The organism is Pseudomonas sp. MEJ108 (genome assembly GCF_030208985.1).
GTDB classification, from domain to species: Bacteria; Pseudomonadota; Gammaproteobacteria; order Pseudomonadales; family Pseudomonadaceae; genus Aquipseudomonas; species Aquipseudomonas fragariae.
The window spans coordinates 14,676-40,156 of sequence record NZ_JARVSW010000001.1 but is presented as its reverse complement, the minus strand read 5'-3'; the positions used below and the strand labels follow the sequence as shown (position 1 = coordinate 40,156).

Below are 25,481 nucleotides of genomic sequence, written 5' to 3'. Positions count from 1 at the left end.
CAAGAAAGGGATGTACCTATGAATTCGATACTCGACGCTGCCATGAACGCCTTCAGCGGACCGCTCAGTCAGGCCGGTCGCCTGCTGGAATTGAACACGCCGCAAGGTCAGGAGCTGTTTGCCCTGCGCGCGCATGCCGTTGAGCGGCTGAGCCACGTGGCCCGCTACACGGTAGACGTAATCAATCAGACCACCGACTTTGACCCGGAAAAGCTGATTGGTCAGGCAGTGCAACTGAGCATTCGCCTCGACGACGGCAGCCTGAGCCCTCGGCATGGCTGGGTCGAGAGCGTGCGTTATCTCGGCAGCGATGGCGGGCTCGAGGATTGGCAACTGGTCTTTGCGCCGTGGTTCAGCCTGCTGGAATACCGCATTGATTGCCGAATCTGGCAAGAAATGAGCTTGCCGGACATCCTCGCTCAGGTGTTTCAGCACTACAGCCAGGCCCGGGCCAACTACCGCTTCGACCTGCAACGCGAATACCCGCTGCTGTCATACGTGACGCAGTTCAACGAGACCGACGCCAACTTCGTGCAGCGCTGGTGCGAGCAGGAAGGCCTTTTCTGGTACGTGGAGCACAAGGTCGACAGTCATTGCATCGTGTTCACCGACAACATTGACTCTCTGCCCACACTGAACCCCGCAAGCCTGCGTTTCCATACCCAGCAGGCCGCCGACCTGAAAGACAGCATCACCCAGTGGAGCCCCGGCGCCCGCCTGCTCAATGGCCTTGTGCAGTGGCGCAGCAGCGAATACCGCAGCCATGCGCAGCCACAGATCACTCACTCCATGGCACTGCCTGCCGCATCCGCGCCTCCTGACCTCGAGCGTTACCAATACCGTGGCCAGTATGCATGGCAGAACCTCGGCCGCGGCGAATGGCTCGCGCGCGTGCAGATCGAACAGGATGAGTCGGCGGCCCGTCGCATTCAGGGTCAGGGCGGGGCTCGTCAGATGCAGCCCGGTCATGGCTTTGAGCTGACCCAACATCCGCTTTACGAGCTCAAGCCGCTCCAGGACCGTCAGTTCCTGATCGTCGCCGTGGAGTTCTTTGTGCAGAGCAACCTGCCAATCGGCAAGACGCGATCAAGCCCACCCGGGAGCCTGAAAACACAGTTGGATGCACTGCAGACGCAAGCTTCGCTACCGGCGGGCGATGAAGGCTTCTACCTGAATCGCTTTGAAACACAGCGTCTGGATATTCCCTATCGCAGCGCGTTTACCCATCAAAAACCGGCGCACCCCGGCCCGCAGACAGCAGTCGTCGTGACACCCGGCGGGCATGAGGTTTTCACCGATAACCTGAACCGGGTTTGCGTTCGCTTTCACTGGGATCGTCTGGTGAAGGATGGAGAGCTTGGTTCGTGCTGGCTGCGCATGATGCAGTCGAGCAGCGGTCAGGACTGGGGCAGCGTCAATGTGCCGCGCGCTGGCGAAGAGGTCGTCGTCACCTTTCTTGATAACGATATCGACCGTCCGCTGATCATGGGACAGGTCTACGGCGGACATAAGCCTGCGTGGCATTCCAGCGGCCTGATGAGTGGCTATAAAAGTCAGGAGATTCAGGGGAGCGGCTATAACCAGTGGGTGATGGACGATTCCACCGGCCAGGTCAGAACCCAGATCCACAGTAGCCATGGGCATAGTCAGCTGAACCTCGGTTACCTGATCGACCAACAGGGCAATTCACGAGGCGCACTGCGCGGTGCCGGTTTCGAGCTGCGGACTGACGCCTACGGTGCCTTGCGTGCTCAGCAAGGTCTGTACTTGAGCACTTGGCCGCGCAACAAGGCGCAGGGCGGGCAGATTGATACCCAGGAAGCTCAACAGCATCTGAGCAACGCTCAAGCGCGGTTCAAGGCATTGTCGGAAATAGCCGAACAACACAACGCGCTGCCAATGCCGGGTGGTATCGAAAGTCTCGACCAGCTAAACGCCGATACTCAGGCCAATTACGGCAGTGGCGGTGACAGCCCGGTCAGCAGCACTCAGCAACAGCGTAACGGCGGTGATACCAAGGCGGCGATCATGAGCGGCGGCCGTGGCCAGACGTCAGGCTATAAGAAGCCCTTGCTGGTCGCATCCTCACCGGCCGACATCGCGACCGTCACCCCGCAAAATACTCACATCCACAGCGGCAAACAGTTAACGCTTTCGACCGGTGAAGACACCAATCTGGCCAGCGGCAAGTCGCTATTGGTGAGTGTCGCGCAAAGCATCAGCCTGTTCGCCCAAACGGCAGGCGCCAAGCTGTTTGCAGCAAAGGGCAAAGTTGAGATACAGGCACAAAACGACAGCATTGAACTGACCGCGAAAGAAAGCGTGCGTATCACCTCCACCGCTCGCACCATCGAGATTGCGGCGCAGGAAGAAATCCTGCTGACCAGCGGCGCAGCGTACATCCGCATCAAAGGCGGCAATATCGAGATTCATGCCCCCGGAACCATCGACGTAAAAGGCGTGAAGAAGACCTTCGACGGTCCTGCGCAGCTCAATCGGGATAATCCGGCGTGGCCGACCGATTCGATCAAACAAAAGCTTACAGCCTACGCCGGGCTTAGTAGTGCGGCGGGCTATCAGGCATGGGCAGGTCAGCCGTATACCATCTTTGCAGATGGGGCCGAGATCAAAAAAGGAGTGATGGACGCCAGCGGACAGATCGGCATCGACCATCACGTTACAACCAGCCAGTACCGTATTGACCTGAGTAACGGCGTCAGCTATGACCTGCCAGTAGCCGCCGATTACAAAGGTGATCCCAAAAATGCGGAACTGGCCAACCGCGGGCTTCACCGCCACGAAAGCGCTTCGCACCCAGACGTCAAACCGAGCGACAATCGCAGTCTGTTCCGTAACAGGTATGACCAGTTGAGCAACCCGGAGTCGGACGCGTGATTGCTTTGGCGTGTCAACGCTCTACCCTATCGTGCAAATCGATAACGTTCGGGGGGTTGTAGGAGATGGTGGTTGGGGCAGGCTGTGCGAGTGGCTCATTCCATGATGCAAACCGTCGGGCACAACTATGAGAAAACATAATGATTAATTCAGATAGCCTTAGAAAAAGCAGCTGGCTAGGATTCTTCACGACTGGTTTTTTTACAGCCTTTGGCCCATCTGAATTAACGTGTTTTTGGTACGTATATTTTTTGGCCGTAACCTTGATGCTTGCCTGGACAATATACCTAGTCTACCTGTGCGAAAAGTACACAACCTATATGACGTCGCTTATTGGCGCACTGATTGGTTCATTTACATTGCTCGCTTGTAACGTAGCTTATGTCTCCACTTCTAATTTTTTTGGAGAGAACAGTTTTAATGCTTTCATTACAAGTCTAGTCCCTGCCATCATTATATTGCTGGCTTATTATGCGATTGCTAGCAAAAAGCCTTCTTTCCAACCATTCGAACATGACGGACAGAAAATCCAGACGCGTGCAGTGTAGTTGCGGCCCTTGTCCTTACTGGATGCTGTGTGACCATACTGTTCTACATGCGGCATGTCATCAGGGGGCTTCGCACACTCCGAGCCAAGGAGCGCAATATGCCTGCTGCCTACACGTTCATGCAAATCGATGAAATTCGCGAAGCCCGCAGTCGTTGGTGGCTGAGCAGGTTTTTCAAATGGTTCTCGTCTCGGCACAAATCGTAGGGTGCGTGACTCTCGATGATTGCTACATGGCCCTATTTATCGAAATGGAAAGCCCGCTCATTACTCAGCCTTCAAAGCCATCAACATAAAGCGCCTCATAACGCGCCATCGTATCGGTGAGCCGCTGCCGCAGATACCCGTTCGCATGCCCCAAGGCAGCCAGGATCTGCGCCGACTCCACCAGATAAGACGCTCGCTTTGCCTTCTTCCAGGTGGACGGCGCTGACTGAAGATTGGTGATGCGATCACACAACTTGACCGACGCAGCTTCTTTGGAATGACTGGCGATCCCGGCGAAATAAAGCGCTTCGGAAAACGGCACGATCAGGTTCTTGCTCAGGCACGCCACGGCTGAGGCGACCTCGACACCGAACGCTTCAGCCAACTCATCCTGAGTTACCGGCGTATCCTCCAGCACGTCGTGCAGCAACGCTGTGGGCAAGGCGATTTCAAGCGCGCCCACGGATTCTTCGCGATGGGCGAAGATCAACTCGTTGGCGACCATCGCTACGTGGGTGGTGTAAGGAAGGTCCGAGCCTGTCATTTTTTGGCCGACGTGGGCATGGGATGCGAATAGCCAGGCTTTGTTGTAGAACTGTTGCGGGCACGGTTTGGACATTTGGGTCAGATTCCTTGAGACGAGATATAAGTCAGGGGCTGTGAGCTGATCTTCGGAGAGAGTACTCGCGTTTCCCTATCAGTCGTCCAAAGGGTCATGCAGCGGCGCACGCTCGAACAACTGTTGAGCCAGCCCCTGAATATGCTCGGACCATGCGACTTTCTTGACCCATTCCTCAGGCATACCCGACACACCATACAGAGCGCCTGCAATTTGTCCGGCAGTGGCGGCTACGCTGTCGGCATCATCAGCCAGGTTGGAAGCCAGCAGGATCGCGTCTTTGAAATTGTCGGTATTCCATACGGCCCACAGGGCTGCTTCGAGTGTGTCGATGACATAGCCTGAAGAGCGGATCTGGTCGCGGGTTTTTTCTTTGTATTCGCCAGCGTTGATGATCAATGCTCGCGGTCGTAACGGGCGAATCATCGGAGAAAGGGTTTCTTCTTTGTCTGCGCCGTTAAGGGCGAGATGCAGCTGTGCGCCAAGCAGCTCGCAGCAACTTATAGCCTCCATTGCTCTGTGTGTGCATCTGCTTTGTGCGGCGCTTTGCCGCCACGTAGCGAATAGCGAGTGCCTGCGAAATATTGCAGTGGGTGCCAATCTTATTATCGACCCATTACCGGCAGTAGATGGATCGTCGTTGCCATACCAGCCATCTTTGCTTGCCAAGTGTCCTTCCAGAGCAGCACGAGTAGCGTTTCCGATATCGAAGCACTTGCCGTTATGACTGTTCTCGCCCTGCTTATACCAACGACATAGCCTATCGGCGTAATCAGAAAAATCGAAATCACCTTCAGCAAGGTAGGTGTCCGCAAGGCAGAGAGCCATGCTGGTGTCATCGGTCCACTCACCGGGATTGAGCTTGAAAGGACCGCCACCCACCATGTTATGGACATGGCTACGATCACGGGGCAAAAATTCCAGTGTTGTGCCCACGGCATCGCCAATGGCCAGCCCAAGAAGGCTACCTTTAGCGCGATCCAGCGCCTGTGCTTCGGTGAGGGTACACGTCCGTGAGGCTATCCAGCCGGGCTTCTCTACAGGCAACCTTGGTGCGTCAGCCTGCAGCATATAATCCATGCGTTGGAGCAGCTGCGCAGATGGCGGAGGCAGCAGGTGATCGTAGCGCTCAACATATCGATCGAGGGTTTCGTTGGAGCTTCTCAAGTCAATCATGGGTCCTTCCAGAATAATTTCTCAAGGTGTAAAGCAGTATGGAAGCTGCTACCGGATGCCCGAGTCTATACCGCTTGTTAACGGCCAAATAGCCGTTCCCCGCTTTGCTCCAGGCTTCTGGATCAAAAGTTCATCCCGCTCTCTCCTGCGGCATGTCGTGGCGAAAGCATCCGCAGCAATGAGGTCTGTGTGGAAAAGATCAAAGCTGGCTTTGTCGATCTCATAATACTCCTCGTAATCGATCAAGCCGTTATTCACCGGAAATGACAAATAGAAACGCCCTGAGGTTTCCTCGATACCCAAGGAAAGCATGAGGTCGCGATTAAAAAAGGTATCGTTAAATTTCATATGACTGCCTTAGAGCCTTAATCATTCAACCTCATAGATAAAGCCCATCAACTTGTGCTAAAAGCACATACAGCAAGCTTAATTTTCTTGCCATTTTTACAAACAATCAGCTATAAAGATGAAATCATTATGGGCTTCACCACTTCATAGACCATACCCAAAAATCAAAGCATTAGCTATCAAAGAACAATAAATGTAAAGCGCTGCAATCTAAAGCTCACTTCCCGTCTACCTGTATACAATATTCTTGGTCCCCAACCATTTTGCAAGGCCAGTTATCATTAATATAGCGTGTTGGCTTAAAACAAACGCGCTCATCATTTACCCAGAACAACTGCCACGCCGAACCAGAAATAAGCAGCTTGGAGCATGGAGTATAATCCCTCACGAGCAGCAAAATCGTAGTTATAACTATTACAGAGGGCACGACATACGTTATTACCTTTACTGAAAGATAGATCATCAAGCTTTGAAAGCGATATAGGAAAGACTTATTGGGCGGATCAAATTTCTTTCCTGTACAAAGCGCAAAAAAACTCCCGACTACAGCTATCAGAACAGCGGGCGGCGCCATGAGAAGTGCAAAAGCCAAATAAGGCACCTCTACAACAGGGGCATTTCGATAAATACGTCCATACAAGGGTATTACCCTCTCCCAAAGCCAATAAATTGAAAATATGCCAACAGCGGTCACAGAAATAACCAAAACCAATGCAATTAGCCGAAAAATCAACGGGTGGATATTTTGTGCCGACGCGTCTGAATTATTATTCACAGGAGGCCTAAAACTTTGGTAGTTTAAAGTTTGAAAAGTCTGGAAGCTCAGGTACCCTTGGCCAGTTAGGCAATGGAAAATCCCCGGGAGATATTTTCCTCAGAACCCAAGATTTCGCTTCATCAGCAGCTGAATCTATGAGGTTACTTATAATTTCTGTCGCAGCTTTTTCCGAGTAAGCCTTCAAATCATTTACAGTAACCCTAGTCATTTCTTCGTGCAAATATTTTATATTATCAACAGCGTAGCGCATACCTGCCTTTACATTATTTTTAATATTATACCTATTATCCAACTCATTTAAGCCAACACTTACAACCAATACAAACACAGCGCCGATGACTAATGGGAGCCCAACCGCTGTAACGGTAAGCCCTAAAGCAACTGACACCGCATAACCAATTACACTGGCAATTCCGGCCTTTATTAGTTCTACCCCTACCCCCGCAAATAAATCAGACAATACAGCCTCATCATTAAATACCCATTCCAATACCTCGATAGCAACCGCGACATAACAAGATAGCTTGAACCCTTTGATCGCACTTGCTTGTTCACCATATCTGCCTATACCCATCTCAATCAGTTGAGCATTTCGTATCCCATAGCGAGTTCCCCTAAGTCGTCGTCGAAGGCCTGGGTAACCAGTTATTATGACGTATTGCTTTCCATTTTTTACCGAGATCCGTACTTTGGTGCCAAACCCACCGATATCACGAAGTAAACGGGTTATGTTATAGGCGTCGTATGCACCCAAAGCAGAAGGTACTGCCCAAGTCGTATTAAAAAGGGGATGTAAGGTTGCATTGTATATAGACTGAGTCCCCCCCATTAGACCGTCCAACATACTTGGCTGAGTTCGAGGGCAAATCTGCGGCTGCTGTGTTCCAAGGCCGTAGGACGCATTACGCTCCTCCACCAGCATGTTAGCGTGCTCCATGCCTAGCACCACCATCTCACGCTGATTTTGATCTACGTCGTGACCTAGCTGATCGAGCTGGGTGTCACTCAAGCTCATGGCGTACTCCCTGTCTCTATGGCTTTTCGCGTCCGCGCGGCGCGTTGGTAGCATCTTACGCTGAGGGTGCACCTTAAGAAAAATAAAATCAAATGAGCATAAAGCCATCAACGACGAACCGGAGCAGCTTGACAAATGGCCTTCGAGCAGGTTCCATCCCTAATTTCGTGAAGATTTGCAGGAGGCAGCTAGTGATTTCGAATCTGATTGGGCAGTTTACAGCTCAGAACAATAGACTCATCACATTCGACTCCCCTCTGCCTCCGGAGCAGGAGCTTGTTCTAGAAAGCTTCAGCGGTGAAGAAGGGCTGTCCGTCCTGTTCGAATACGAACTCCAATTGCTATCCAGCGATGCAAAGATCGAGCTCAAAAAGTTAATTGGCAAGAAAGTCTCAATAGAAATCACTTTGGCTGATGGTGGCAAAAGGATAATAAGTGGTCATTGCTCAAGTTTCAACCATATAGGAGCTAATGGTGGAATCGCTAATTACGCCGCCACCGTCGTACCTTGGTTGTGGATACTTAGTCGCCGAAGAGACTCGCGTATTTTTCAAGATAAAACCGTTGAAGATATAATCAGAGAAGTGTTTGCCTACTATCTCTCTCTGGCTGATTATGAATTTCGACTAAACAAAACATTGAAGCCAATTAGCTATTGCACACAGTACCAAGAGTCGGATCTTAATTTTGTACTGCGGCTCCTTCAACAAGAAGGGCTATTCTTCAATTTTGAGCATCGTCAAGATGGACATACGTTGGTCATTTTCGACGATAGCCTCAATCTGCCGACGTTACCTAGCCAACCTTCGATTCGTTTTCATACCGCGTCTGTAACTGAGGAGTCCGATTCCGTTACCGAATGGTCTTCTCAAAGAGCCCTTCACTCCACGCGCCTATCATTAAAGTCTTTTGACTATAAGCAGCCGCGCTTTTCCAATCAGGTACAGCTTGAAACTTTAGCCAAACAAGGAGACATTGGTCAATACGAAGTTTTTGAATACGAGGGTCTATATGGTTACTCCGACCCGCAACACGGTCAACAAATCGCTCGCAATCGACTTGAGGCGATGGAGGTTTTAGGCAAGACATTTCAGGGTAGGAGTAACTGCCGTGCGATGCAGCCAGGCTATTACTTTGAGCTTACTCAGCACTATGATCATGACAACGGGTCTACTGAGGACCGGCAATTTCTGTTGTTGAGCGTAAAACATTCGGGCCGCAATAATTACTCCGGATCGGGAGAAGCCTTTTATCAAAACCAGTTTATTTGTATTCGGCGCAAAATACCCTTCAAGCCTCCGCTAAGTACGCCTCGCGCCTTGATAAGTGGCCCCCAAACCGCCATCGTCGTCGGCCCGCCCGGCGAAGAAATCTACACCGACGAAATGGGGCGGGTAAAAGTGCAGTTCCACTGGGACCGCTACGGCAAGTTTGACGACAAAAGCTCCTGCTGGGTCCGCGTCGCTCAATCCGGTGCCAGCGGTGGCTTTGGCAGCATCCAGATCCCGCGCGTCGGTGACGAAGTTGTGGTCGTGTTCCTTGATGGCAACCCTGACCGTCCGCTCGTCATGGGCAGTCTGTACAACAGCCAGAACACGCCGCCGTGGTCGCTGCCTGCCAACAAGACCCAGAGTGGTTTCCTGACACGTTCGGCCAAGGGGGATGGCGGTACGGCCAACTTCTTCCGCTTTGAAGACAAGGCCGGTGCCGAACAGGTGATCATGCATGCCGAGCGCAACATGGACACCGAGATCGAGCTGGATGAAAAGCACGAGGTGGGCAATAACCGCAAGGTGACGGTCGGCGGCACGAATACGGAAATCATCCAGAAAGATACTGTGACGAACGTGCAGCAGGGATCGTTTACGCTAAAGGTCGACAACCAATTCATTCAGGTGGATGCCAAGCAGTACATCCTTCTCAAAGTGGGCGACAGCAGCATCTCGATCACTCCGGAAGGCATTCAGATAAAAGGCAAAGTGATCAATGTTCTTGGCGAGAGCACCTTCGTCAAAGGTGACCGAGTCGACATCAACAAGTGAGAACGCAGGGCATGGAACGAACAAGTCTCTACGACCGTATTTCCGCAAAACGTATTGCGGATGAGGAGGCAGCACGCAAGGCGGCGCTGGAAGCTCCGGTCGTTGAAGCTGTCCCCGAGCCTGAGCCAGAACCGATCACGCCATTGCAGGACGTGCCCAGCAGTTTCAATTTTGGTGGCTTTAATCTGGCCTTTCCTGAGGGCGCCCTGTTTCGTGATGTCCAGGTTACGCTTGAGTACAAAGGCGAGCCGCTCATGTTGTCTGTCAAACGCAGAGACGTAATGCAGGGTGAGGCACTGGAAGCACTTTTCGAAAGCTCGGTGCAGACCTTTCGTGAGCGCGACCCTCAACTCCGTATTATTCGTCGGCGGGACTGCACCCTGGTGGGCTGTACTGCGAAAGCGCTGGATTTCCACTTCAAAGAAGGCAGCGCAGAACAACACGCACGTCTGGTAGGTGCGCTTGTTCCCCTTGCCGGAAAGGATGTGCTGCAGTGGTTGGAAATTTCTTGCCTGATCGATCCGACCAAACCGGACCTCAGCCTCTGGCTGGCGGATTTCGATAGCATGCTGGGCGGTCTCGCCGCACAGTGATTGTTTCTTTTTTGATTTCAGGAATTCTTATCACATGGACTACGAGTTGCACGAAGGCAGTATCAAGCTGCCAGAGGGATTTCAGGACCGCACAGTGAACATGTTCGTGATGGGCTCGACGCTGCCTGCCCCGCTGAGCATTACAGTCTCCAGAGACACTCTGCTACCTTCCGAGCACCTGAAAACCTATGTTGATCGCCAGGTCAAAATGCTTTCGTCCAAGCTGCGCGGTTACACGCTGCTGAACAGAAAAGCAGTTTCGCTATCGACCGTGGCCCCTCTCGAAGGTATTCAGATCGACGCGTATTACATGACCGAAGGGCGTCCTTACTATCAACGTCAGGCGGCGTTTCTGATCGAGCCTGAGCGCGCGATCGTATTCTCGACGACGTCCCAGACGGACTTCAGTGTCGAGCAGACCCAGGATTGGGAAAACTTGTTGGCCAGTTTCCAGCCTCGCGTGTCTGATACCTCTCCAGCCAACGGTAGCGAACAGGAGTAACGCTCATGTTCGAGGCCGCGCGCTTTGGTGACGAAATATCGCATACCGGCGCCCTGGGGGGCTTCCTGATCGGGGCTGTGCTCGGTATTGCGCTCATTGCGACGGTAGCGATCGCAACCTTCACGTGCGGGTTCGGCGTGGCTCTTCTGGCAGGACTTGCAGCAGGCGTCGGAGGTAGCCTGCTCACCGCCGCAGGAGAGGCCATAGGGAGTATGTTTTCCTCCCCTTCCGGCACGATCATCACGGCCTCACCCAATGTATACATCAACAACCGCAAGGCAGCGCATGTTGAAAAAAGCATTGGTGCCTGTGACAAACATCCAGGGCCGGTCAAGATTGCCGAAGGCTCGACCAACGTCTTCATCAACAGTGTGGCGGCGGCGCGCAAAGGCGACAAGCTGACCTGTGGCGCGACCATCTCCGGCGGCTCCGACAACGTATTTATCGGCGGCGGCAGGTATCGCTATCTGCCAGTGGACGACGAAATTCCAGGCTGGCTGCGCACTACCGTCGATGTACTGATGGCCGTGGCGGGTGCGGCAGGTGGTATCGCCCAGTTGCTCAAGGCCGGAACGCAGGCTGGTATGAAAGCAGTGCTGCCCTGCGCCCTGAAGTTCACCGCAGGTTTCGTGGCCGGCGAAGTGGGCAGTCGCTATGTGGTTGAGCCTGTGATGCGCAGTGCCATCGGCGGCCTGAGCGGCAACCCGGTCGACACCACGACTGGCCGCAAGCTGATCCCGGATGAGATCGACTTCAGCCTGCCCGGCCTGATGCCCATCGAATGGTCGCGTTTTTACGCCAGCAATCTGAATGTCGACAGCGTGCTCGGCAAAGGCTGGGTGCTGCCGTGGGAGCAAAGCCTGCGCAAGCGCGGCAGCTTCCTCTACCTTACGGACAACCAGGGCCGCACCGTACCGTTCGTGGACATAGCGCCCGGCCAGCGCATCTACAACCCCCACGAACAGGTTTATCTGGTCTGCACGCAGGGTGGTCACTACCTGCTGCAGACGCTGGACAACATCTTCTTCTATTTCGGCGAAGTGCCGGACGACAACAAACCGGTTCCGTTGGATCGTATCGAAAACGCCCTCGGTCACTTCCTGCATTTCACCCGCACCGAACAAGGCACGCTGACCGACATTAGCGCGACGGGCGGCGTGCGTGTGCACCTGCATTACGACGAAGTGACCACGCGCCTGACCTCGGTCAAGCGCATCGTCGACAACGAGGCTGTCGAAACGCTGGTTCAATACCACTACGACAGTAACGGTCAGCTCGCTGAGGTGTTCAACCGCAACGGTGATTCAGTGCGCCGTTTCAGTTACACCGATGGCGTCATGACCCGCCACAGCAACGCACTGGGCCTGACCTGCGAGTACCGCTGGGAAATCATCGAAGGCCAGCCGCGTGTCGTCGAACACCAGACCAGCGATGGTGAGCATTTCCACTTCCGCTACGACCGCGAGGCCCGCACCACCTGGGTCACCGACGTACTGGGCCGTGAGCTGGAAATTCATTACAACAAGGACCATCGCGTCACCTCGAGCCGCGACTACAGTGGCGATCACTACGTCATCGAGATCGACGACACCGGCAACATGACCGGGCTGACCTTGCCCGATGGCAACCAGTTGGCATTCGAGTACGACGAGTTCGCCCGATTGCTCAAGGAGACCGATCCGCTGGGCCGGAGTATTCGCTACCAGTACCACCATCTGACGACGCTGATCACTCAGGTTGATTACCCGGATGGCAGCACCTGGAAGGCCAACTACGATGCCAAAGGCAACCTCGTGGCCGAGATCGATGCGCTGGGCCACAAGACCGAATACCTCAACGGTGAGGACGGCCTGCCGCACACCATCGTCGACCCGACGCTCAAGTCCAAATACCTGTGGTGGAACAACCTGGCGCAAGTGCAGCGCTTTCAGGACTGTTCGGGCAAAAGCACTTATTACCGCTATGACGAGCGCCACCACCTGGTGGCCGTCACCGATGCCCTGAACAACACCACCACGCTGGAACGCAAACCCGACGGCGAAGTGCTGCGCATCAACCATCCGGATGGCACCAGCGAGACCTTTACCTATAACGAACTGGGTCAGGTCCTGACCCACACCGATGGCAAGGGCCAGACTACCCAGCTGCTGCGTAACGGCCGTGGCCTGCCCAAATGGCGACAGGATGCCAAAGGCCAGACCATCACTTACGAATACGACAAGGCCATTCGCCTCGTCGCCCTGACCAACGAAAACGATGCGACCTACCGCTTTGCCTACGACAACGCAGACCGTCTGATCGAAGAAAAACGCATCGATAACCTCACCCGCCGTTTCAGCTACAACCTCGGCGGGCACCTGACACAGGTCGAGGAAATCGGCTGCGGCGAAAAAGGCGAACAGCCACGGCGCAGCACCCATCTGGAGCGCGACCCGATTGGTCGCCTGCTGGCCAAGCTAAACGACGACGCGCGTCAGGACTACGCCTACGACGACGGCGACCGACTGCTGTCAATCGAGCGCAAGCCGACGGACACCGGCAGAAAACTCGGTGTTGCCGCCGAGAAACTGGAATTTGCCTACGACCTGCTCGGCCGCCTCGTCAAAGAGACCACATCCCAAGGCGCACTTGCCTACGAGTACGATCCGCTCAGCAACCTGACCACGCTGACACTTCCTACCGGCCAGCACCTGAATCACCTGTACTACGGCAGCGGTCACCTGCACCAGATGAATCTGGATGGCCAGCTGATCAGCGACATGGAACGCGACGATCTGCACCGCGAGATCTATCGCACACAGGGCAAGCTGACCAGTTGCTTCGGCTACGACAGCATGGGTCGCAAGGCTTGGCAGTACGCAACCACCCTGCCTGCTGAAAAACTGTCGCAGATCCAGAACCCGCTCATAAAGCCGGAGCGTTACGTCGAACACGCCTACAACCCGATTCACCGCCGCTACGAATACGACCCTGCCGGCGAACTGAGCCGCACCCTCGACAAGCTGCGCGGCGAAACCCAGTACGAGTACGAAGCCAACGGCCAGTTGCTGGCGCGCAACACCGGTCGAGTAGTCGATGGCGAAGAATTCCGCTACGACGCTGCGGCCAACCGCCTCAACTTCAACACTAGTCGTTTCGACCACGTCAAAGACAACCGCCTCAAACAGTGGGCGAACCACGAATACAAATACGACGCCTGGGGCAACCTGATCGAAAAAGTCGTCGGCATCGTGCGCTGGCAGACCTTCACCTACGACTGCGAAAACCGCCTGGTCAAAACCGAGACCATGGCTGACACGCAGGTGGAAAGCACCAGTAGCTACCAATACGATAGTTTGGGCAGGCGAGTCGCCAAACAGTCCGAGATCAAAGGCCACACCGACCACAAACGCTTCCTCTGGCAAGGCTTGCGCATGCTGCGTGAGGAAAGTCCGGGACAGAGCAGCCTGTATATCTACGAGCCCGGCAGCTACGCGCCGCTGGCCCGCGTGGATGAGAAAGAGGGCGAGGTAGAGAACAAGGTTTATTACTTCCACACCGACCAGATCGGCACACCGCTGGAAATGACCGATGCAGAAGGGCAGATCGTCTGGCAGGCCAAGTACCGGGCGTGGGGTGCGGTGGAAAAGCTGGTGGTGAACGAGGTTGAGCAGAACCTAAGGTTTCAAGGGCAGTATTTTGATGCCGAGACGGGGCTGCATTACAACACGTTTCGGTATTATGATCCGGAGATTGGGCGGTTTACTACGCAGGATCCGATTGGGTTGTTGGGTGGGTTTAATCTTTATCAGTATGCCCCTAATACCAACGGATGGATTGATCCGTTTGGACTAACTGGATTTTTTACACCCTCCTCATTCACCGCTCCATCCGGTAGTACACATACAGTTTATCAGCAAGTGATAGACTGGGACCTACCTGTCAATACAAGGGAAGGAGTCAAGACCAACTTGGATCTCGCATCAGAGGGGAGAAGTCCATTTGTTGTTAAGAATGGCAGTTATTCTCAGCTTAATCTCCATCATTCTAAACAAGATGGGTTAGGCTCTCTCTTCGAGTTATCTGCCGATACACATAAAAAATTTGGTAACACTAACGCGTTGCATCCTCATCTACCTGCACAGCATCCGATCAACCCTGTTAATAGAGACCTATTCAACGGTGATCGCGGCGCTTACTGGGAAGGACGTGCGCAAACAGAAATTAACAGAAGAGCCGGGAGCCCTAAGCTTTCGGGAAACTGCGGATAAAGCTATGATATCGAAAAAACTGATAGATTTTTTTAAACAACAAGGCTGGTGGTATGAAGATGCTAGCGCAGATTATGAAGTGGAGCTCAAGAAGCTGGGTATTGACTTATCATCTGATTTCGCTCAGTTCTACTTACACGTAGAAGACGGTCCAACATTCATGCAGCACGGAAAGGAAATATATCAGGTATGCTGGTTCTCCAAAAACACCAATTTTGATCTAGACTTGAAGAGCACACATGAAACATTGCAGCTCCCACAGGAGTATATTCCGCTAGATAGCTTCGAGGGCGAAAGTGGCTATTTCTATAATAGAGACACTGGCGAGGTACTTAGCGTATCTTTGGGAAATGAGCTCTTGGATTTCAAACAAGGAAAATTGAGACCTCAGTGGGCAAATTTTAACGATTTCTTGGAAAGTTATTTCGAACAGGCTTGACGATTTAATGATTAATGCTACGCAAATAAAAACCTTTTCGATGTAAGCTTAGGTTCAAACCACTCATATTGAATTAGCTACAGAGAGTGTTGAAAAAATAGAGTAGGAAATTTATTTTCTTTTGATAGGGCATCTGGTTTTTGCTGTTAGCCTTTGCCCTAATAATAAGACTCATTTAGGCTACAAAAATATAATTAGTCTAAGTGAAGCTTGTAAGAAAGCTTGTTGCTAGTATTTTGTAACTCTGGTTTTTTAGAGGCTTGCACTTTCACGATGAGATAGCCCTAGCGCCACAGTAGCGATCTTTAAAAATTTGACTGAGATGGGCAACTTCAATACCGTCCTAGCCTTGTACAAAGGTGATAAAAACTTTGCCATGAAAGCGACTTGGATTGCCTTATCAACATCAAAGGTGCAGCGAGCACCTCGTCAATGTCGAATTGCTTGTGTAAAGAATTCGATCACCTGTTCACCGTCACCGATGCCCTGAACAACACCACCACGCTGGAACGCAAACCCGACGGCGAAGTGCTGCGCATCAACCACCCGGATGGTACCAGCGAGACCTTTACCTACAACGAACTGGGCCAGGTCCTGACCCACACCGATGGCAAAGGCCAGACCACCCAGCTGCTGCGTAACGGCCGTGGCCTGCCCAAATGGCGACAGGATGCCAAAGGGCAGACCATCACTTACGAATACGACAAGGCCATTCGCCTCGTCGCCCTGACCAACGAAAACGATGCGACCTACCGCTTTGCCTACGACGACGCAGACCGTCTGATCGAAGAAAAACGCATCGACAACCTGACCCGCCGTTTCAGCTACAACCTCGGCGGACACCTGACACAGGTCGAGGAAATCGGCTACGGCGAGAAAGGCGAACAGCCACGGCGCAGCACCCATCTGGAGCGCGACCCGATTGGTCGCCTGCTGGCCAAACTCAACGACGACGCGCGTCAGGACTACGCCTACGACGACGGCGACCGACTGCTGTCAATCGAGCGCAAGCCGACGGACGCTGGCAGAAAACTGGGCGTCACCGCTGAAAAGATCGACTTCGCCTACGACCTGCTCGGCCGCCTCGTCAAAGAAACCACGCCGCAGGGCGCACTGGCCTACGAGTACGATCCGCTCAGCAACCTGACCACGCTGACCTTGCCTACCGGCCAACACCTGAACCACCTGTATTACGGTAGCGGTCACCTGCACCAGTTGAATCTGGATGGCCAACTGATCAGCGACATGGAACGCGACGATCTCCATCGCGAGATCTACCGCACCCAAGGCAAGCTGACCAGTTGCTTCGGCTATGACAGCATGGGACGCAAGGCCTGGCAGTACGCCACAACCCTGCCCGCTGAAAAGCTATCGCAGATCCAGAACCCGCTCATAAAGCCAGAGCGCTACGTCGAACACGCTTACAACCCGATTCACCGCCGCTACGAATACGACCCTGCCGGCGAACTGAGCCGCACCCTCGACAAACTGCGCGGCGAAACCCAGTATGAATACGAAGCCAACGGCCAGTTGCTGGCGCGCAACACCGGCCGAGTGGTCGATGGCGAAGAGTTCCGCTACGACGCCGCCGCCAACCGCCTCAACTTCAACACCAGCCGCTTCGACCACGTCAAAGACAACCGCCTCAGACAGTGGGCGAACCACGAATACAAATACGACGCCTGGGGCAACCTGATCGAAAAAGTTGTCGGCATCGTGCGCTGGCAGACCTTCACCTACGACTGCGAAAACCGCCTGGTCAAAACCGAGACCATGGCCGACACGCAGGTGGAAAGCACCAGCAGCTACCAGTACGACAGTCTGGGCCGTAGAGTTGCCAAACAGTCCGAGATCAAAGGCCAGACCGGCCACAAACGCTTCCTCTGGCAAGGCCTGCGGATGCTGCGTGAGGAAAGTCCGGGACAGAGCAGCCTGTACCTCTACGAGCCCGGCAGCTATGCGCCCTTGGCACGTGTTGACGAGAAAGAAGGCGAGGTAGAGAACAAGGTTTACTACTTCCACACCGACCAGATCGGTACGCCGCTGGAAATGACCGATGCAGAGGGGCAGATCGTCTGGCAGGCCAAGTACCGGGCGTGGGGTTCGGTTGAGAAGCTGGTGGTGAACGAGGTTGAACAGAACCTAAGGTTTCAAGGGCAGTATTTTGATGTCGAGACGGGGCTGCATTACAACACGTTTCGATATTATGACCCGGAGATTGGGCGTTTTACTACGCAGGATCCGATTGGGTTGTTGGGTGGGTTTAATCTTTATAGGTATAGCCCAAACCCCATCCGCTGGATAGATCCATTAGGGTGGTATAACGGCGAGGGTGTACGAGAGCTGGGTAAATACCCTACGTTTCATGAACATACTCTCATGACTTCTGAGTATAGAATGTCTGATGTTGAACATTTTAGTCGCGCCAACCAGTCCGTTTACGAGCGGACTCAAGTAGATTATGAGTTTAAAGGCAGATTACAAACAGAATATCCTGGTGTTGTAGAGCATGTGCAACCTAGGATAGATGGATCGTTTAGAGGAGACTCCCCGCCCGGAATGACATGGCACCATGGTGATAAACCTGGTTCGCTCCAATTGGTTGACAGAGTTGATCATAAAACATACCACAAGGTATACCATCCTGACGGAACTGGTGGGCGAAATAAATGGGGCGGCGGTACAGCCTGTAGATAATAACGAGGTGTATATGAAGTTATATAAAAGTTTTACCGAGCTTTTAGAAAGCATTGATGACCTTCCAAAGGTTGGTTGGATATTTGTCGAGAGTACGATTGATCGCGCATCAGAAAAAAATGTTGATTCTGCCACATTCTATGTGGCAGACAATGACGCAGAATCAATAGCTCTTGAGAAAGAAAAACGCACTTTCTTAGAATGCCCCACTTTCGTAGATGTGAAATCAATTTTAGACAAGAGACCTGTCAAGCCTAGCAACTTAGAATACTTGAGAGCTGCAATATACTACTTAGAGCATGATGACTTTCAAGATTAAAAATCGACACGAGACATGAGGTTTAGTGTCTTGCGCTGATTTACTCTGAAATTGGATTTTTATCGTGCTTCGGTGGTGAGCTATTTAAAAAATTGGACTGTACGGGGGGTGCTGAGATTTTTTCAGCATCCGTCCTGTTTTGCAGATTTTACATATTGAAAACGCGCTCGGTCATTACCTACATATCAGCCGTACCGATTAAGGCAATCTCACCGAGATCAGCGCAACCCGGCGACGTACATGTGCATTTTAAATACGAGCATCTGCTAGGAAGGCTGACATCGGTGAACTGAGCCGCACCCTCGACAAGCTGCGCGGCGAAACCCGGTACGAATACGAAGCCAACGGCCAGTTGCTGGCACGTAACACCGGTAGGGTGGTCGACGGCGAAGAATTCCGCTACGACGCCGCGGCCAACCGCCTCAACTTCAACACCAGTCGTTTCGACCACGTCAAAGACAACCGTCTAAAACAGTGGGCGAACCACGAATACAAATACGACGCCTGGGGCAACCTGATCGAAAAAGCCGTCGGCATCGTACGCTGGCAGACTTTCACCTACGACTGCGAAAACCGCCTGGTCAAAACCGAGACCATGGCCGACACGCAGGTGGAAAGTACCAGCAGTTACCAGTACGACAGTCTTGGCAGGCGCGTCGCCAAACAGTCCGAGATCAAAGGCCACACCGAACACAAACGCTTCCTCTGGCAAGGCCTGCGGATGCTGCGTGAGGAAAGTCCGGGACAGAGCAGCCTGTACCTCTACGAGCCCGGCAGCTATGCGCCGCTGGCCCGTGTGGACGAGAAAGAAGGCGAGGTAGAGAACAAGGTTTACTACTTCCACACCGACCAGATTGGTACACCGCTGGAAATGACCGATGCCGAAGGGCAGATCGTCTGGCAGGCGAAGTACCGGGCATGGGGAGCGGTTGAGAAGCTGGTGGTGAACGAGGTTGAGCAGAACCTGCGGTTTCAGGGGCAGTATTTTGATGTCGAGACGGGGCTGCATTACAACACGTTTCGGTATTATGACCCGGAGATTGGGCGGTTTATTACGCAGGATCCGATTGGGTTGTTGGGTGGGTTTAATCTTTACGGCTATACCCTAAACCCACTTTCTGACATTGATCCATGGGGGCTATGCGAGACAAAAAGTATGGGCGTGAGCAAATCAGGACATCACGTCCCCGCTGTGCGCAAATCTGTAGGACGCCCATTTGCGGTTGCACGATCCGATAAAACGAGGCCTACACTCTTTCCTAAGGGTGAAAACCCAGAACACTCACACTGGTTGTTACATGAAGCAGAGCGAGCACATGTTGGCCCGAGGCAATGGAGCTTTCCTGGCTCGGATGACGAGCTTTTTAATGCTTACAGAAATGCCTACGAGAACATGGATCATATAAAGGTTGATGTAGCATCGCCTAATGGGACGCATGTACTTGGTGAAAACGTCACACCAAGAGCAGCAGTTGACCTTATTGAAAACTGGCTAAAAGAAAGTGGATTGAGATAATGAAAATAGAAAACCTGAAAGATTTTTCAGCCAAAGTTAAAAAATCTGATTTTTTTGACTTTTTGCAGACTTTCGACGATTGGGATTCATTACTAGATCGGCGAGATGAAGACGACTTTGATGCATCATGGGTAAAGAATAATGAGCATGTCGCGTCGGCGGGCTACGGCGCTCCAACTGATGAGAGTGAAATTACTGAACTTAGGGAATATGCCTTTAAAACAGTTATGCGCATTACAAACAATTCTGAAGCTGCTGGATATATTTCAGACGATATTGGATTATTAGCGGAAGCATTTTCTAAAAAAAGCATGACTACTTGGCTGAACGATTTATTGAGCGCGTATCTTTCTGGAAACTTTCCTCATTGAGCTTCCTAGTTAAGAGATCGCAGCGATGAAAAACATGAGGTAATTCTATGCAATTGGCTATAACCCAGGAAGTGACCTGGGCCGATGAGAAAGAGGGCGAGGTCAAGAAAAAGGTCCATTGCTTTCACACCGACCAGATCGGCACACAGCTGGAAATGACTCACGCCAAAGGACAGATCGTCTGGCGGTGCGGGGTGATAAACTGGCCATGCAAGGGGAATATTCTCCCTGCAATCACTGTAAAGTCATGGCACACCAAGCTCTAAAATTACTGATGCCTGAGTGTCGCTAATAGAGGAGAAGCATGGTGAAGAATTTTTCTGCATCTACCATAAAATGTTACGAAGAAGATAATGTTTTAGTTATTGCCTTAAGTGATGACTTAGTGGCCCCTTCTAATTTCATTATTATTACGCGTCTTGACGATGAAGATAACGCGACGGTAAATGATGGCATCGGCTTTCAAACTGATCAGGCAGAGTATGAGAGGTCTGATGCAATCGAAAAGGTTATTTTGCACTCCAATAGCCTGGAAGTGGTGGTAAAGCCTGAATTTGCCAGTTTTTTTGGTGGCTCAAGTATTTTGGCAGAAATACCCCTAGAGAGTCACGATTCGTCGGAGCAGGTCCGCACCCTGAAAGATGCATTGCTGAGTATTTTTAATGGTACTCAGATTGAGTTGGTTGTTTAGAATCTCGCGAAGCGCTGATTTATTCTGCGTCGTCACAGCAACGCTCCTATTGAAACCAGAGTAGCAAGTCCATCAGCAAAGACAACTGACCACCGAACCCAACCAAGGAAGAAAAATGGGTAAACAATCTCGCAGCAAGCGGGCCTCGCCGGAGCCTATGGTGATTTACCGCAGTCACGTTGCCGCTTTCCGCTCGCGTTATCTGCTGTCCTTTCTGACTCCGATCTTCATGGGCATATTTTCTCTCGCCATTACCGCAGGCACGATGGTCGATGCGTACTTTCCAAATGAGCCGGAGAGAACGGGCCAGTCAATGATGCTCATGATGGGCGTATCACTGGTCTTGAGTTTCGGCGGCATCATGATGAGTCGCGGGCATGCCTGCGGAATGTGGATATTGGCGGCCATTCTGGTGAGCTGCTTTTTTGCCGTGTTGCCCACTGCCCCTGCGCACTGGCGGCGTTTTGAATTGATGCTTTACGTGCTGGGGCTGCTTTTCCCGTTGCTGGGCCTTTTATCGCTCAACAGCGAGCGCGGCCGGGAGTTGCGCATGCAGTGGAGGATTATTCGATCCGAACGCAAGGAGATCCGTCAGGAGATGCGGCGGCACAAGGATCTCGAGGTGCATCGTGAAAGCCTGCGCAAGAGAAAGGCGCTACGCAAATAGCCCGGGCTCAACGAGGACTTTATCGCGCCCAACAAAAAACCCGCCGAAGCGGGTTTTTCCAAGACCATCCCGACTTCCTGTCGGCTGCCTCCGAGGCGATGGTCGATCATCCTTGATCCTGGTGAACTCCTGTTCACCACTTGATGGATCCGATATTACGGAAGAAGGACCAGGTCGGAAATGGCCAAATCCCTCCACCGCGTGTAAGCGTTTGGCTATACCTTGTCGAGGCGAACATGAAGAACTCGGGGCGCAATGCGTAGTACGCCACCTCGAAACTTCATACAATCGCTCGCTGATTACAAAAGCAGCAACATCAGAGACACAGGATTTCCCGGAAGAAAACGTCACCCCACGGAACACAAGGAGTAGAACCATGAGCACGACAGATCAGACCCAAAGCACTGGCCAGCACAGTGCCAAGTGGCAAGAGCGCTTCAATTTTTTCGAGACGTATGGTGCGCCGAACGATCCACGCTTCAAGCCGGCAGTGAACGCGCTGCCTGACTTCAAGAAGAAGTTGCTTGTCTGCACCAACATCATCGCGTTTTTCTTCGGTCCGATTTACTTCTTCGTGCTGGGGCTGTGGAAGAAAAATCTGGCGCTGATCGGCGTCATTATTGCGGTCAACATCGTTATAGCGCTGCTTTTCGGGATCCTCGGAATGGAGGTTCCCGCCGCATTGGGCACCGGCTTGAACGTCGTGTTTTCTCTGATGTACGCCCTGACGGCCAACTACTCCTACTACCTCAAGGAAGTAAAAGGCGAGCAAGGCTGGAACCCGTTCAAAGGCATGCGTCTCTGACCTGCAGATGTAGCCAGCTGAGCACCCGCACCGCTCAATGAGCGTGCGGGTTGGCTGTGGATAACTCCCCTCGGGCTTTATGCCTGCCCTTCCACCAGCCGCAACTCCCCATCCACATACAGCACTTCGCGCCCCACCCACGCCAGATCAACCTGCGGCAGCACGGCCGAGGGTTTGCGCAGTTCACGCAGCAAGGTCGAGCCGTGCGAGAGACGCCCGCCCATGCGCGCGATCACCGCGCGGGCGTTCTGGTAGTGCGCGTGGCGTCCGGGGTCGAGGGTGTCTTCCAGCAGGATGTCCTCGCCCAGAATGCCCTGGACCTGGCCCGGATAGATCATGAAGCCGGTGGCCTGCTCGGTGCCTTCGCGGCCGTCCTGCCAGAAGCTCCCCGTGCGGCTGCGAATGTCCGGATGGGGCGCAAACCAGTGTTCGCGGTCGGCGCTGGGCATGGCGTGGTGCAGGCGGAAGAACAGGCGCATCAGGTTGTCGCGATACCACTCGCGTACTTGCAGGTAGTAGCCGCGCATGCCCGGCAGGCCTGCGCGGTGGGCGATGCGAATGAAACCCGGCCAGGTCGGGAAGGCCTGTAAAGGCAGGTCAGTGGCTGCCGGGCGCGGGGTCGCGGGGTCGGTTTCCCAGGGGAGCCGGTGCGGGCAATGCTCCAGGTCGTCGTAAGCGGTCGGCGGACGTCCCAGCAGGTCTCCGCCGCTGCTGGCCAGCGAGGTGGCGATGCACAGGTTGCCTTGCACGACGAATACGTAGAAACGGGTGAACCAGTCAGCCAATTGCTGGCCGTCAGCACCTTGGGCCGTGAGGGCATGCAGCTCTCGGTCGAAGCGGTGCAGTTGCTTTTCCAGGGTCAGCAAGTGGCCACGCGCGATGCGCTGCATCCGCAGAAACACCGGTAATGAGCGCACCAGACGCAGCGGTCGCCACGGAAGATGCGGGGTCGCGCCGCCGACCTCGTCGGCGTAGCTGCTGGAGGCGATGCCCCAGTCAGCCAGACGTGCGAGAAACAGGTCGTTGTTGATGTAGGAAGCTGCGCCAAACAGTGCGGTAAATGGCTCGTTGTCCTGCAACACGCGTGAATCCCAACGCGCCATGATCGCCGGGATGCTGCCTGCGGCACGCCGCTGTGCGTACTCGACCAGCCTGCTGGGCTGTGGCGGCAGGATCTCCGCAATATTGGCGGCGGTCAGGTGGCGGCGCCAGCCGTAGTCACTGATCGGGCGGTACTGCAGCAGCCACAGCTGGCGGCCATCCCAGGCCCACTCGACGTCGCCCGGCACGTAGTGGAATACGCGCAGAACGCCCTGCAGGAAGTCCCAGAGCACCTCCTCAGTCAAACCGTGGGATGGCTTGAAGCCCCCGCTGCTCCAGGCCGCGCCGAGGCGGGAAATGATCGCTCGCTCAGGACTTGCCTGACCGTCGGCCAGCGACTCCAGATGGCCTTCCACCCACTCCAGCTCGACCGACAGGTGACGCACGAAAGCGATGCCGGAAAGCACCGGCGTAATGAAGCGCTGCACCACAACCTCTTCGACGCCAGCGTTGTGCAGCTCTGCGACGCGCGCGGGTACGTTGTGGCCGGGCTCACGAAGAAAAGTGGTGCTCAGACCGGCATTGGCCGCATCGGCCTGATCCTCACCGAAGCTGGATGAGCGCACGGCCCAGATAGCGTCAGGCTGACGGGCCAGAAACGCGGGCAAGGCCGAGTCATCGCCCTGCTCCAGAGACAGTGCCTCGGGCACCGGTTGCCCGGCGATGGCCGCCAGACGCAGACGGCCGCCTTTGGTGTGCGCAACGAAGCCGCGCTCGCCCGACTCAAGCCACTGCGCAAACTCGGCCGGCGCGTCGATCCACGGGTAGTGACCCCAGCCCGGTTTCAGGCTGATGGTCAGGTCGGCACGCGCCAGAATGGCCGACCACGCGGCTGCCTGCTCGATGCCCAGGACCTTGTCCTGATCGCCCCAGACCAGCTCTATCGAATCCTGAACCCACTCCAGCAGCGGCAGCGCGGTGTCGGCCCGCAACAGGTCCCAATACGGCACGAAAGCACGGCAGCGGGCGTAACCGGAACCCATGCGCTGGTAGTGCGCGGCAGGCCAGCGCTGCCTGGAAAACTTGTGCGCAAACAGCGTGGGCTTGTTGGCCAGCAGCCAGTGAATGGTCTTGCGAATGGGCAGCGGCGACATCAGCGCAGGCAAACGCCGCTGCCACAGAAAAGCTCCCACCGGTGCCAGCAACACGCTTCTGCAGAAGTGCCCGGGCTGGCGCTGCAAGGCATGAATGACCAGCAAGGCATTGACGCCCACAGCGACGATGGCGCTGCCCTTCACGGTCGCCGCCAACAGCGCATCGGCGTAGGCGGCGAGGTCTTCGCAGGGTGGCTGAGGATTATTGCCGAAGCCCGGTAGCTCCAGCGGCACGACCTGATGCTGCTGAAAATACGGCAGCGCGTCGTCCCACCATTCGGCACTGCTGCCGTTGCCCGCCAGCAGATACAGCAGCGGCAAGTCAGACATGACGAGGGTCCTTCGACGAGTGGACAGCCGAAGTGCGGCGATCATGGCGATACAGCCAGATCAGCGGCGGCAACAACGCCAGCAGCGCCGCCAGATCGAGCCACACATGTGACCAAACGCCCCCACGCACGGAAATCAGGATGTCCTGAGGCGCCCACAGCAGCAGGCCCGCAATCAGCCAGCCCCAGGGCATGGCGCTTTTCAGGCGATTGCCCAAGTGCACCAGCGCCAGCATGTACATTGAATAGGTTTGCAGCGTTGCGCCGAACAGCGCCATCCACCAGACCTGTTGCGCGCGAGCAGCGGCGGGAACCGCCTCGGTCCAGAACGCCTGCTCAAGGCTAGTCAGATAGCCATCGAGCAAGCCGGAAAAGCCTGCCCAGGTGAACACCAGACTGCCCAGCACATGCGCAACTGCGACGGCATACAGCCAGGTCACCAGCGTACGGCGCAGGGTGTCAGAAGAGAGCGGCATACCA

At 54.1% G+C, this 25,481-nt stretch carries 21 protein-coding genes and 2 pseudogenes; 16 read left to right on the top strand and 7 right to left on the bottom strand.

Annotated elements, in window-relative coordinates; all coding sequences use genetic code 11:
• Positions 1–18: 18 nt before the first annotated feature.
• Entirely contained in the window at positions 19–2,895 is a 2,877-nt protein-coding gene (locus QRN50_RS00170) for a type VI secretion system Vgr family protein (protein WP_096126882.1), read from the top strand.
• A 140-nt stretch (positions 2,896–3,035) separates the two neighbouring features.
• On the top strand, positions 3,036–3,443 hold the full coding sequence (locus tag QRN50_RS00165) for a hypothetical protein (RefSeq protein ID WP_239986812.1): 408 nt from the start codon (positions 3,036–3,038) through the stop codon (positions 3,441–3,443).
• Positions 3,444–3,713: 270 nt separating this feature from the next.
• Here the strand turns inward: QRN50_RS00165 and QRN50_RS00160 are convergent, their stop codons facing one another.
• From QRN50_RS00160 to QRN50_RS00140, 5 genes are all read right to left on the bottom strand, one after another.
• Entirely contained in the window at positions 3,714–4,268 is a 555-nt protein-coding gene (locus QRN50_RS00160) for an HD domain-containing protein (RefSeq protein ID WP_096126881.1), read from the bottom strand.
• A 78-nt stretch (positions 4,269–4,346) separates the two neighbouring features.
• Entirely contained in the window at positions 4,347–5,444 is a 1,098-nt protein-coding gene (gene tri1, locus QRN50_RS00155) for an ADP-ribosylarginine hydrolase Tri1 (protein ID WP_192873878.1), read from the bottom strand.
• A 48-nt stretch (positions 5,445–5,492) separates the two neighbouring features.
• Positions 5,493–5,792, bottom strand: coding sequence for a hypothetical protein (locus QRN50_RS00150; protein WP_058823389.1), 300 nt, complete (start codon positions 5,790–5,792; stop codon positions 5,493–5,495).
• A gap of 217 nt (positions 5,793–6,009) precedes the next feature.
• On the bottom strand, positions 6,010–6,534 hold the full coding sequence (locus tag QRN50_RS00145) for a hypothetical protein (protein WP_371834306.1): 525 nt from the start codon (positions 6,532–6,534) through the stop codon (positions 6,010–6,012).
• Between the two features lie 40 nt (positions 6,535–6,574).
• Positions 6,575–7,585, bottom strand: a complete 1,011-nt coding sequence (locus QRN50_RS00140) for a hypothetical protein (RefSeq protein ID WP_058823394.1) — start codon at positions 7,583–7,585, stop codon at positions 6,575–6,577.
• Positions 7,586–7,776: 191 nt separating this feature from the next.
• Between QRN50_RS00140 and QRN50_RS00135 the strand changes: the two genes are divergently transcribed.
• The 14 genes and pseudogenes from QRN50_RS00135 to QRN50_RS00070 all read left to right on the top strand — a co-directional run bounded on the left by QRN50_RS00135 (position 7,777) and on the right by QRN50_RS00070 (position 22,477).
• Positions 7,777–9,627: a type VI secretion system Vgr family protein gene (locus QRN50_RS00135; RefSeq protein ID WP_239986811.1), complete on the top strand. Its 1,851-nt coding sequence runs from the start codon at positions 7,777–7,779 to the stop codon at positions 9,625–9,627.
• Between the two features lie 11 nt (positions 9,628–9,638).
• Entirely contained in the window at positions 9,639–10,220 is a 582-nt protein-coding gene (locus QRN50_RS00130) for a DcrB-related protein (protein ID WP_003420357.1), read from the top strand.
• A gap of 34 nt (positions 10,221–10,254) precedes the next feature.
• On the top strand, positions 10,255–10,722 hold the full coding sequence (locus tag QRN50_RS00125) for a DcrB-related protein (protein ID WP_003434883.1): 468 nt from the start codon (positions 10,255–10,257) through the stop codon (positions 10,720–10,722).
• A gap of 5 nt (positions 10,723–10,727) precedes the next feature.
• Positions 10,728–14,972, top strand: a complete 4,245-nt coding sequence (locus QRN50_RS00120) for an RHS repeat-associated core domain-containing protein (RefSeq protein WP_285427487.1) — start codon at positions 10,728–10,730, stop codon at positions 14,970–14,972.
• Positions 14,973–14,976: 4 nt separating this feature from the next.
• A complete protein-coding gene (locus tag QRN50_RS00115; RefSeq protein ID WP_055005647.1) occupies positions 14,977–15,411 on the top strand; it encodes an SMI1/KNR4 family protein in 435 nt (144 codons plus the stop codon).
• Between the two features lie 453 nt (positions 15,412–15,864).
• Positions 15,865–17,730, top strand: a pseudogene (locus tag QRN50_RS00110) (RHS repeat-associated core domain-containing protein); the annotation flags it as partial.
• 60 nt (positions 17,731–17,790) lie between these two features.
• On the top strand, positions 17,791–18,108 hold the full coding sequence (locus tag QRN50_RS00105; RefSeq protein ID WP_373365865.1) for an HNH endonuclease: 318 nt from the start codon (positions 17,791–17,793) through the stop codon (positions 18,106–18,108).
• Positions 18,109–18,121: 13 nt separating this feature from the next.
• On the top strand, positions 18,122–18,427 hold the full coding sequence (locus QRN50_RS00100; protein ID WP_024641876.1) for a hypothetical protein: 306 nt from the start codon (positions 18,122–18,124) through the stop codon (positions 18,425–18,427).
• A gap of 283 nt (positions 18,428–18,710) precedes the next feature.
• A pseudogene (locus QRN50_RS00095) lies at positions 18,711–19,943 on the top strand (RHS repeat domain-containing protein); the annotation flags it as partial.
• Positions 19,943–20,314, top strand: a complete 372-nt coding sequence (locus QRN50_RS00090; protein ID WP_032607705.1) for an immunity protein PIM1 family protein — start codon at positions 19,943–19,945, stop codon at positions 20,312–20,314. The pseudogene QRN50_RS00095 and the gene QRN50_RS00090, both read left to right, overlap by 1 nt.
• Before the next feature lie 47 nt (positions 20,315–20,361).
• Positions 20,362–20,580, top strand: a complete 219-nt coding sequence (locus tag QRN50_RS25775) for an RHS domain-containing protein (protein WP_096126791.1) — start codon at positions 20,362–20,364, stop codon at positions 20,578–20,580.
• Between the two features lie 38 nt (positions 20,581–20,618).
• Positions 20,619–21,005, top strand: a complete 387-nt coding sequence (locus tag QRN50_RS00080; protein WP_024640457.1) for a hypothetical protein — start codon at positions 20,619–20,621, stop codon at positions 21,003–21,005.
• Positions 21,006–21,120: 115 nt separating this feature from the next.
• Positions 21,121–21,672, top strand: coding sequence for a hypothetical protein (locus tag QRN50_RS00075; protein WP_032657275.1), 552 nt, complete (start codon positions 21,121–21,123; stop codon positions 21,670–21,672).
• A 376-nt stretch (positions 21,673–22,048) separates the two neighbouring features.
• Positions 22,049–22,477 carry a DUF2628 domain-containing protein gene (locus tag QRN50_RS00070; protein ID WP_024643255.1) on the top strand — a complete coding sequence of 143 codons (429 nt, stop codon included), beginning with the start codon at positions 22,049–22,051 and terminating at the stop codon, positions 22,475–22,477.
• 77 nt (positions 22,478–22,554) lie between these two features.
• On the opposite strand, the gene QRN50_RS00065 is transcribed toward QRN50_RS00070, so the two are convergent.
• Positions 22,555–25,002 (bottom strand): PEP-utilizing enzyme, encoded by a 2,448-nt coding sequence (locus tag QRN50_RS00065; protein ID WP_032657273.1) that lies wholly within the window; start codon positions 25,000–25,002, stop codon positions 22,555–22,557.
• A complete protein-coding gene (locus QRN50_RS00060; protein ID WP_032657271.1) occupies positions 24,995–25,477 on the bottom strand; it encodes a hypothetical protein in 483 nt (160 codons plus the stop codon). The genes QRN50_RS00065 and QRN50_RS00060 overlap by 8 nt, the downstream gene beginning before the upstream one ends.
• Positions 25,478–25,481 lie beyond the last annotated feature (4 nt).

Coding starts and splice junctions, on each gene's coding strand:
- QRN50_RS00150 (WP_058823389.1), bottom strand. CDS start 5,792: ATGAAATTTAACGATACCTTTTTTAATCGCGACCTCATGCTTTCCTTG.
- QRN50_RS00140 (WP_058823394.1), bottom strand. CDS start 7,585: ATGAGCTTGAGTGACACCCAGCTCGATCAGCTAGGTCACGACGTAGAT.
- QRN50_RS00115 (WP_055005647.1), top strand. CDS start 14,977: ATGATATCGAAAAAACTGATAGATTTTTTTAAACAACAAGGCTGGTGG.
- QRN50_RS00165 (WP_239986812.1), top strand. CDS start 3,036: ATGATTAATTCAGATAGCCTTAGAAAAAGCAGCTGGCTAGGATTCTTC.
- QRN50_RS00080 (WP_024640457.1), top strand. CDS start 20,619: ATGGTGAAGAATTTTTCTGCATCTACCATAAAATGTTACGAAGAAGAT.
- tri1 (WP_192873878.1), bottom strand. CDS start 5,444: ATGATTGACTTGAGAAGCTCCAACGAAACCCTCGATCGATATGTTGAG.
- QRN50_RS00070 (WP_024643255.1), top strand. CDS start 22,049: ATGAGCACGACAGATCAGACCCAAAGCACTGGCCAGCACAGTGCCAAG.
- QRN50_RS25775 (WP_096126791.1), top strand. CDS start 20,362: ATGCAATTGGCTATAACCCAGGAAGTGACCTGGGCCGATGAGAAAGAG.
- QRN50_RS00120 (WP_285427487.1), top strand. CDS start 10,728: ATGTTCGAGGCCGCGCGCTTTGGTGACGAAATATCGCATACCGGCGCC.
- QRN50_RS00160 (WP_096126881.1), bottom strand. CDS start 4,268: ATGTCCAAACCGTGCCCGCAACAGTTCTACAACAAAGCCTGGCTATTC.
- QRN50_RS00105 (WP_373365865.1), top strand. CDS start 17,791: ATGACTTCTGAGTATAGAATGTCTGATGTTGAACATTTTAGTCGCGCC.
- QRN50_RS00100 (WP_024641876.1), top strand. CDS start 18,122: ATGAAGTTATATAAAAGTTTTACCGAGCTTTTAGAAAGCATTGATGAC.
- QRN50_RS00170 (WP_096126882.1), top strand. CDS start 19: ATGAATTCGATACTCGACGCTGCCATGAACGCCTTCAGCGGACCGCTC.
- QRN50_RS00130 (WP_003420357.1), top strand. CDS start 9,639: ATGGAACGAACAAGTCTCTACGACCGTATTTCCGCAAAACGTATTGCG.
- QRN50_RS00125 (WP_003434883.1), top strand. CDS start 10,255: ATGGACTACGAGTTGCACGAAGGCAGTATCAAGCTGCCAGAGGGATTT.
- QRN50_RS00090 (WP_032607705.1), top strand. CDS start 19,943: ATGAAAATAGAAAACCTGAAAGATTTTTCAGCCAAAGTTAAAAAATCT.
- QRN50_RS00065 (WP_032657273.1), bottom strand. CDS start 25,002: ATGTCTGACTTGCCGCTGCTGTATCTGCTGGCGGGCAACGGCAGCAGT.
- QRN50_RS00075 (WP_032657275.1), top strand. CDS start 21,121: ATGGGTAAACAATCTCGCAGCAAGCGGGCCTCGCCGGAGCCTATGGTG.
- QRN50_RS00060 (WP_032657271.1), bottom strand. CDS start 25,477: ATGCCGCTCTCTTCTGACACCCTGCGCCGTACGCTGGTGACCTGGCTG.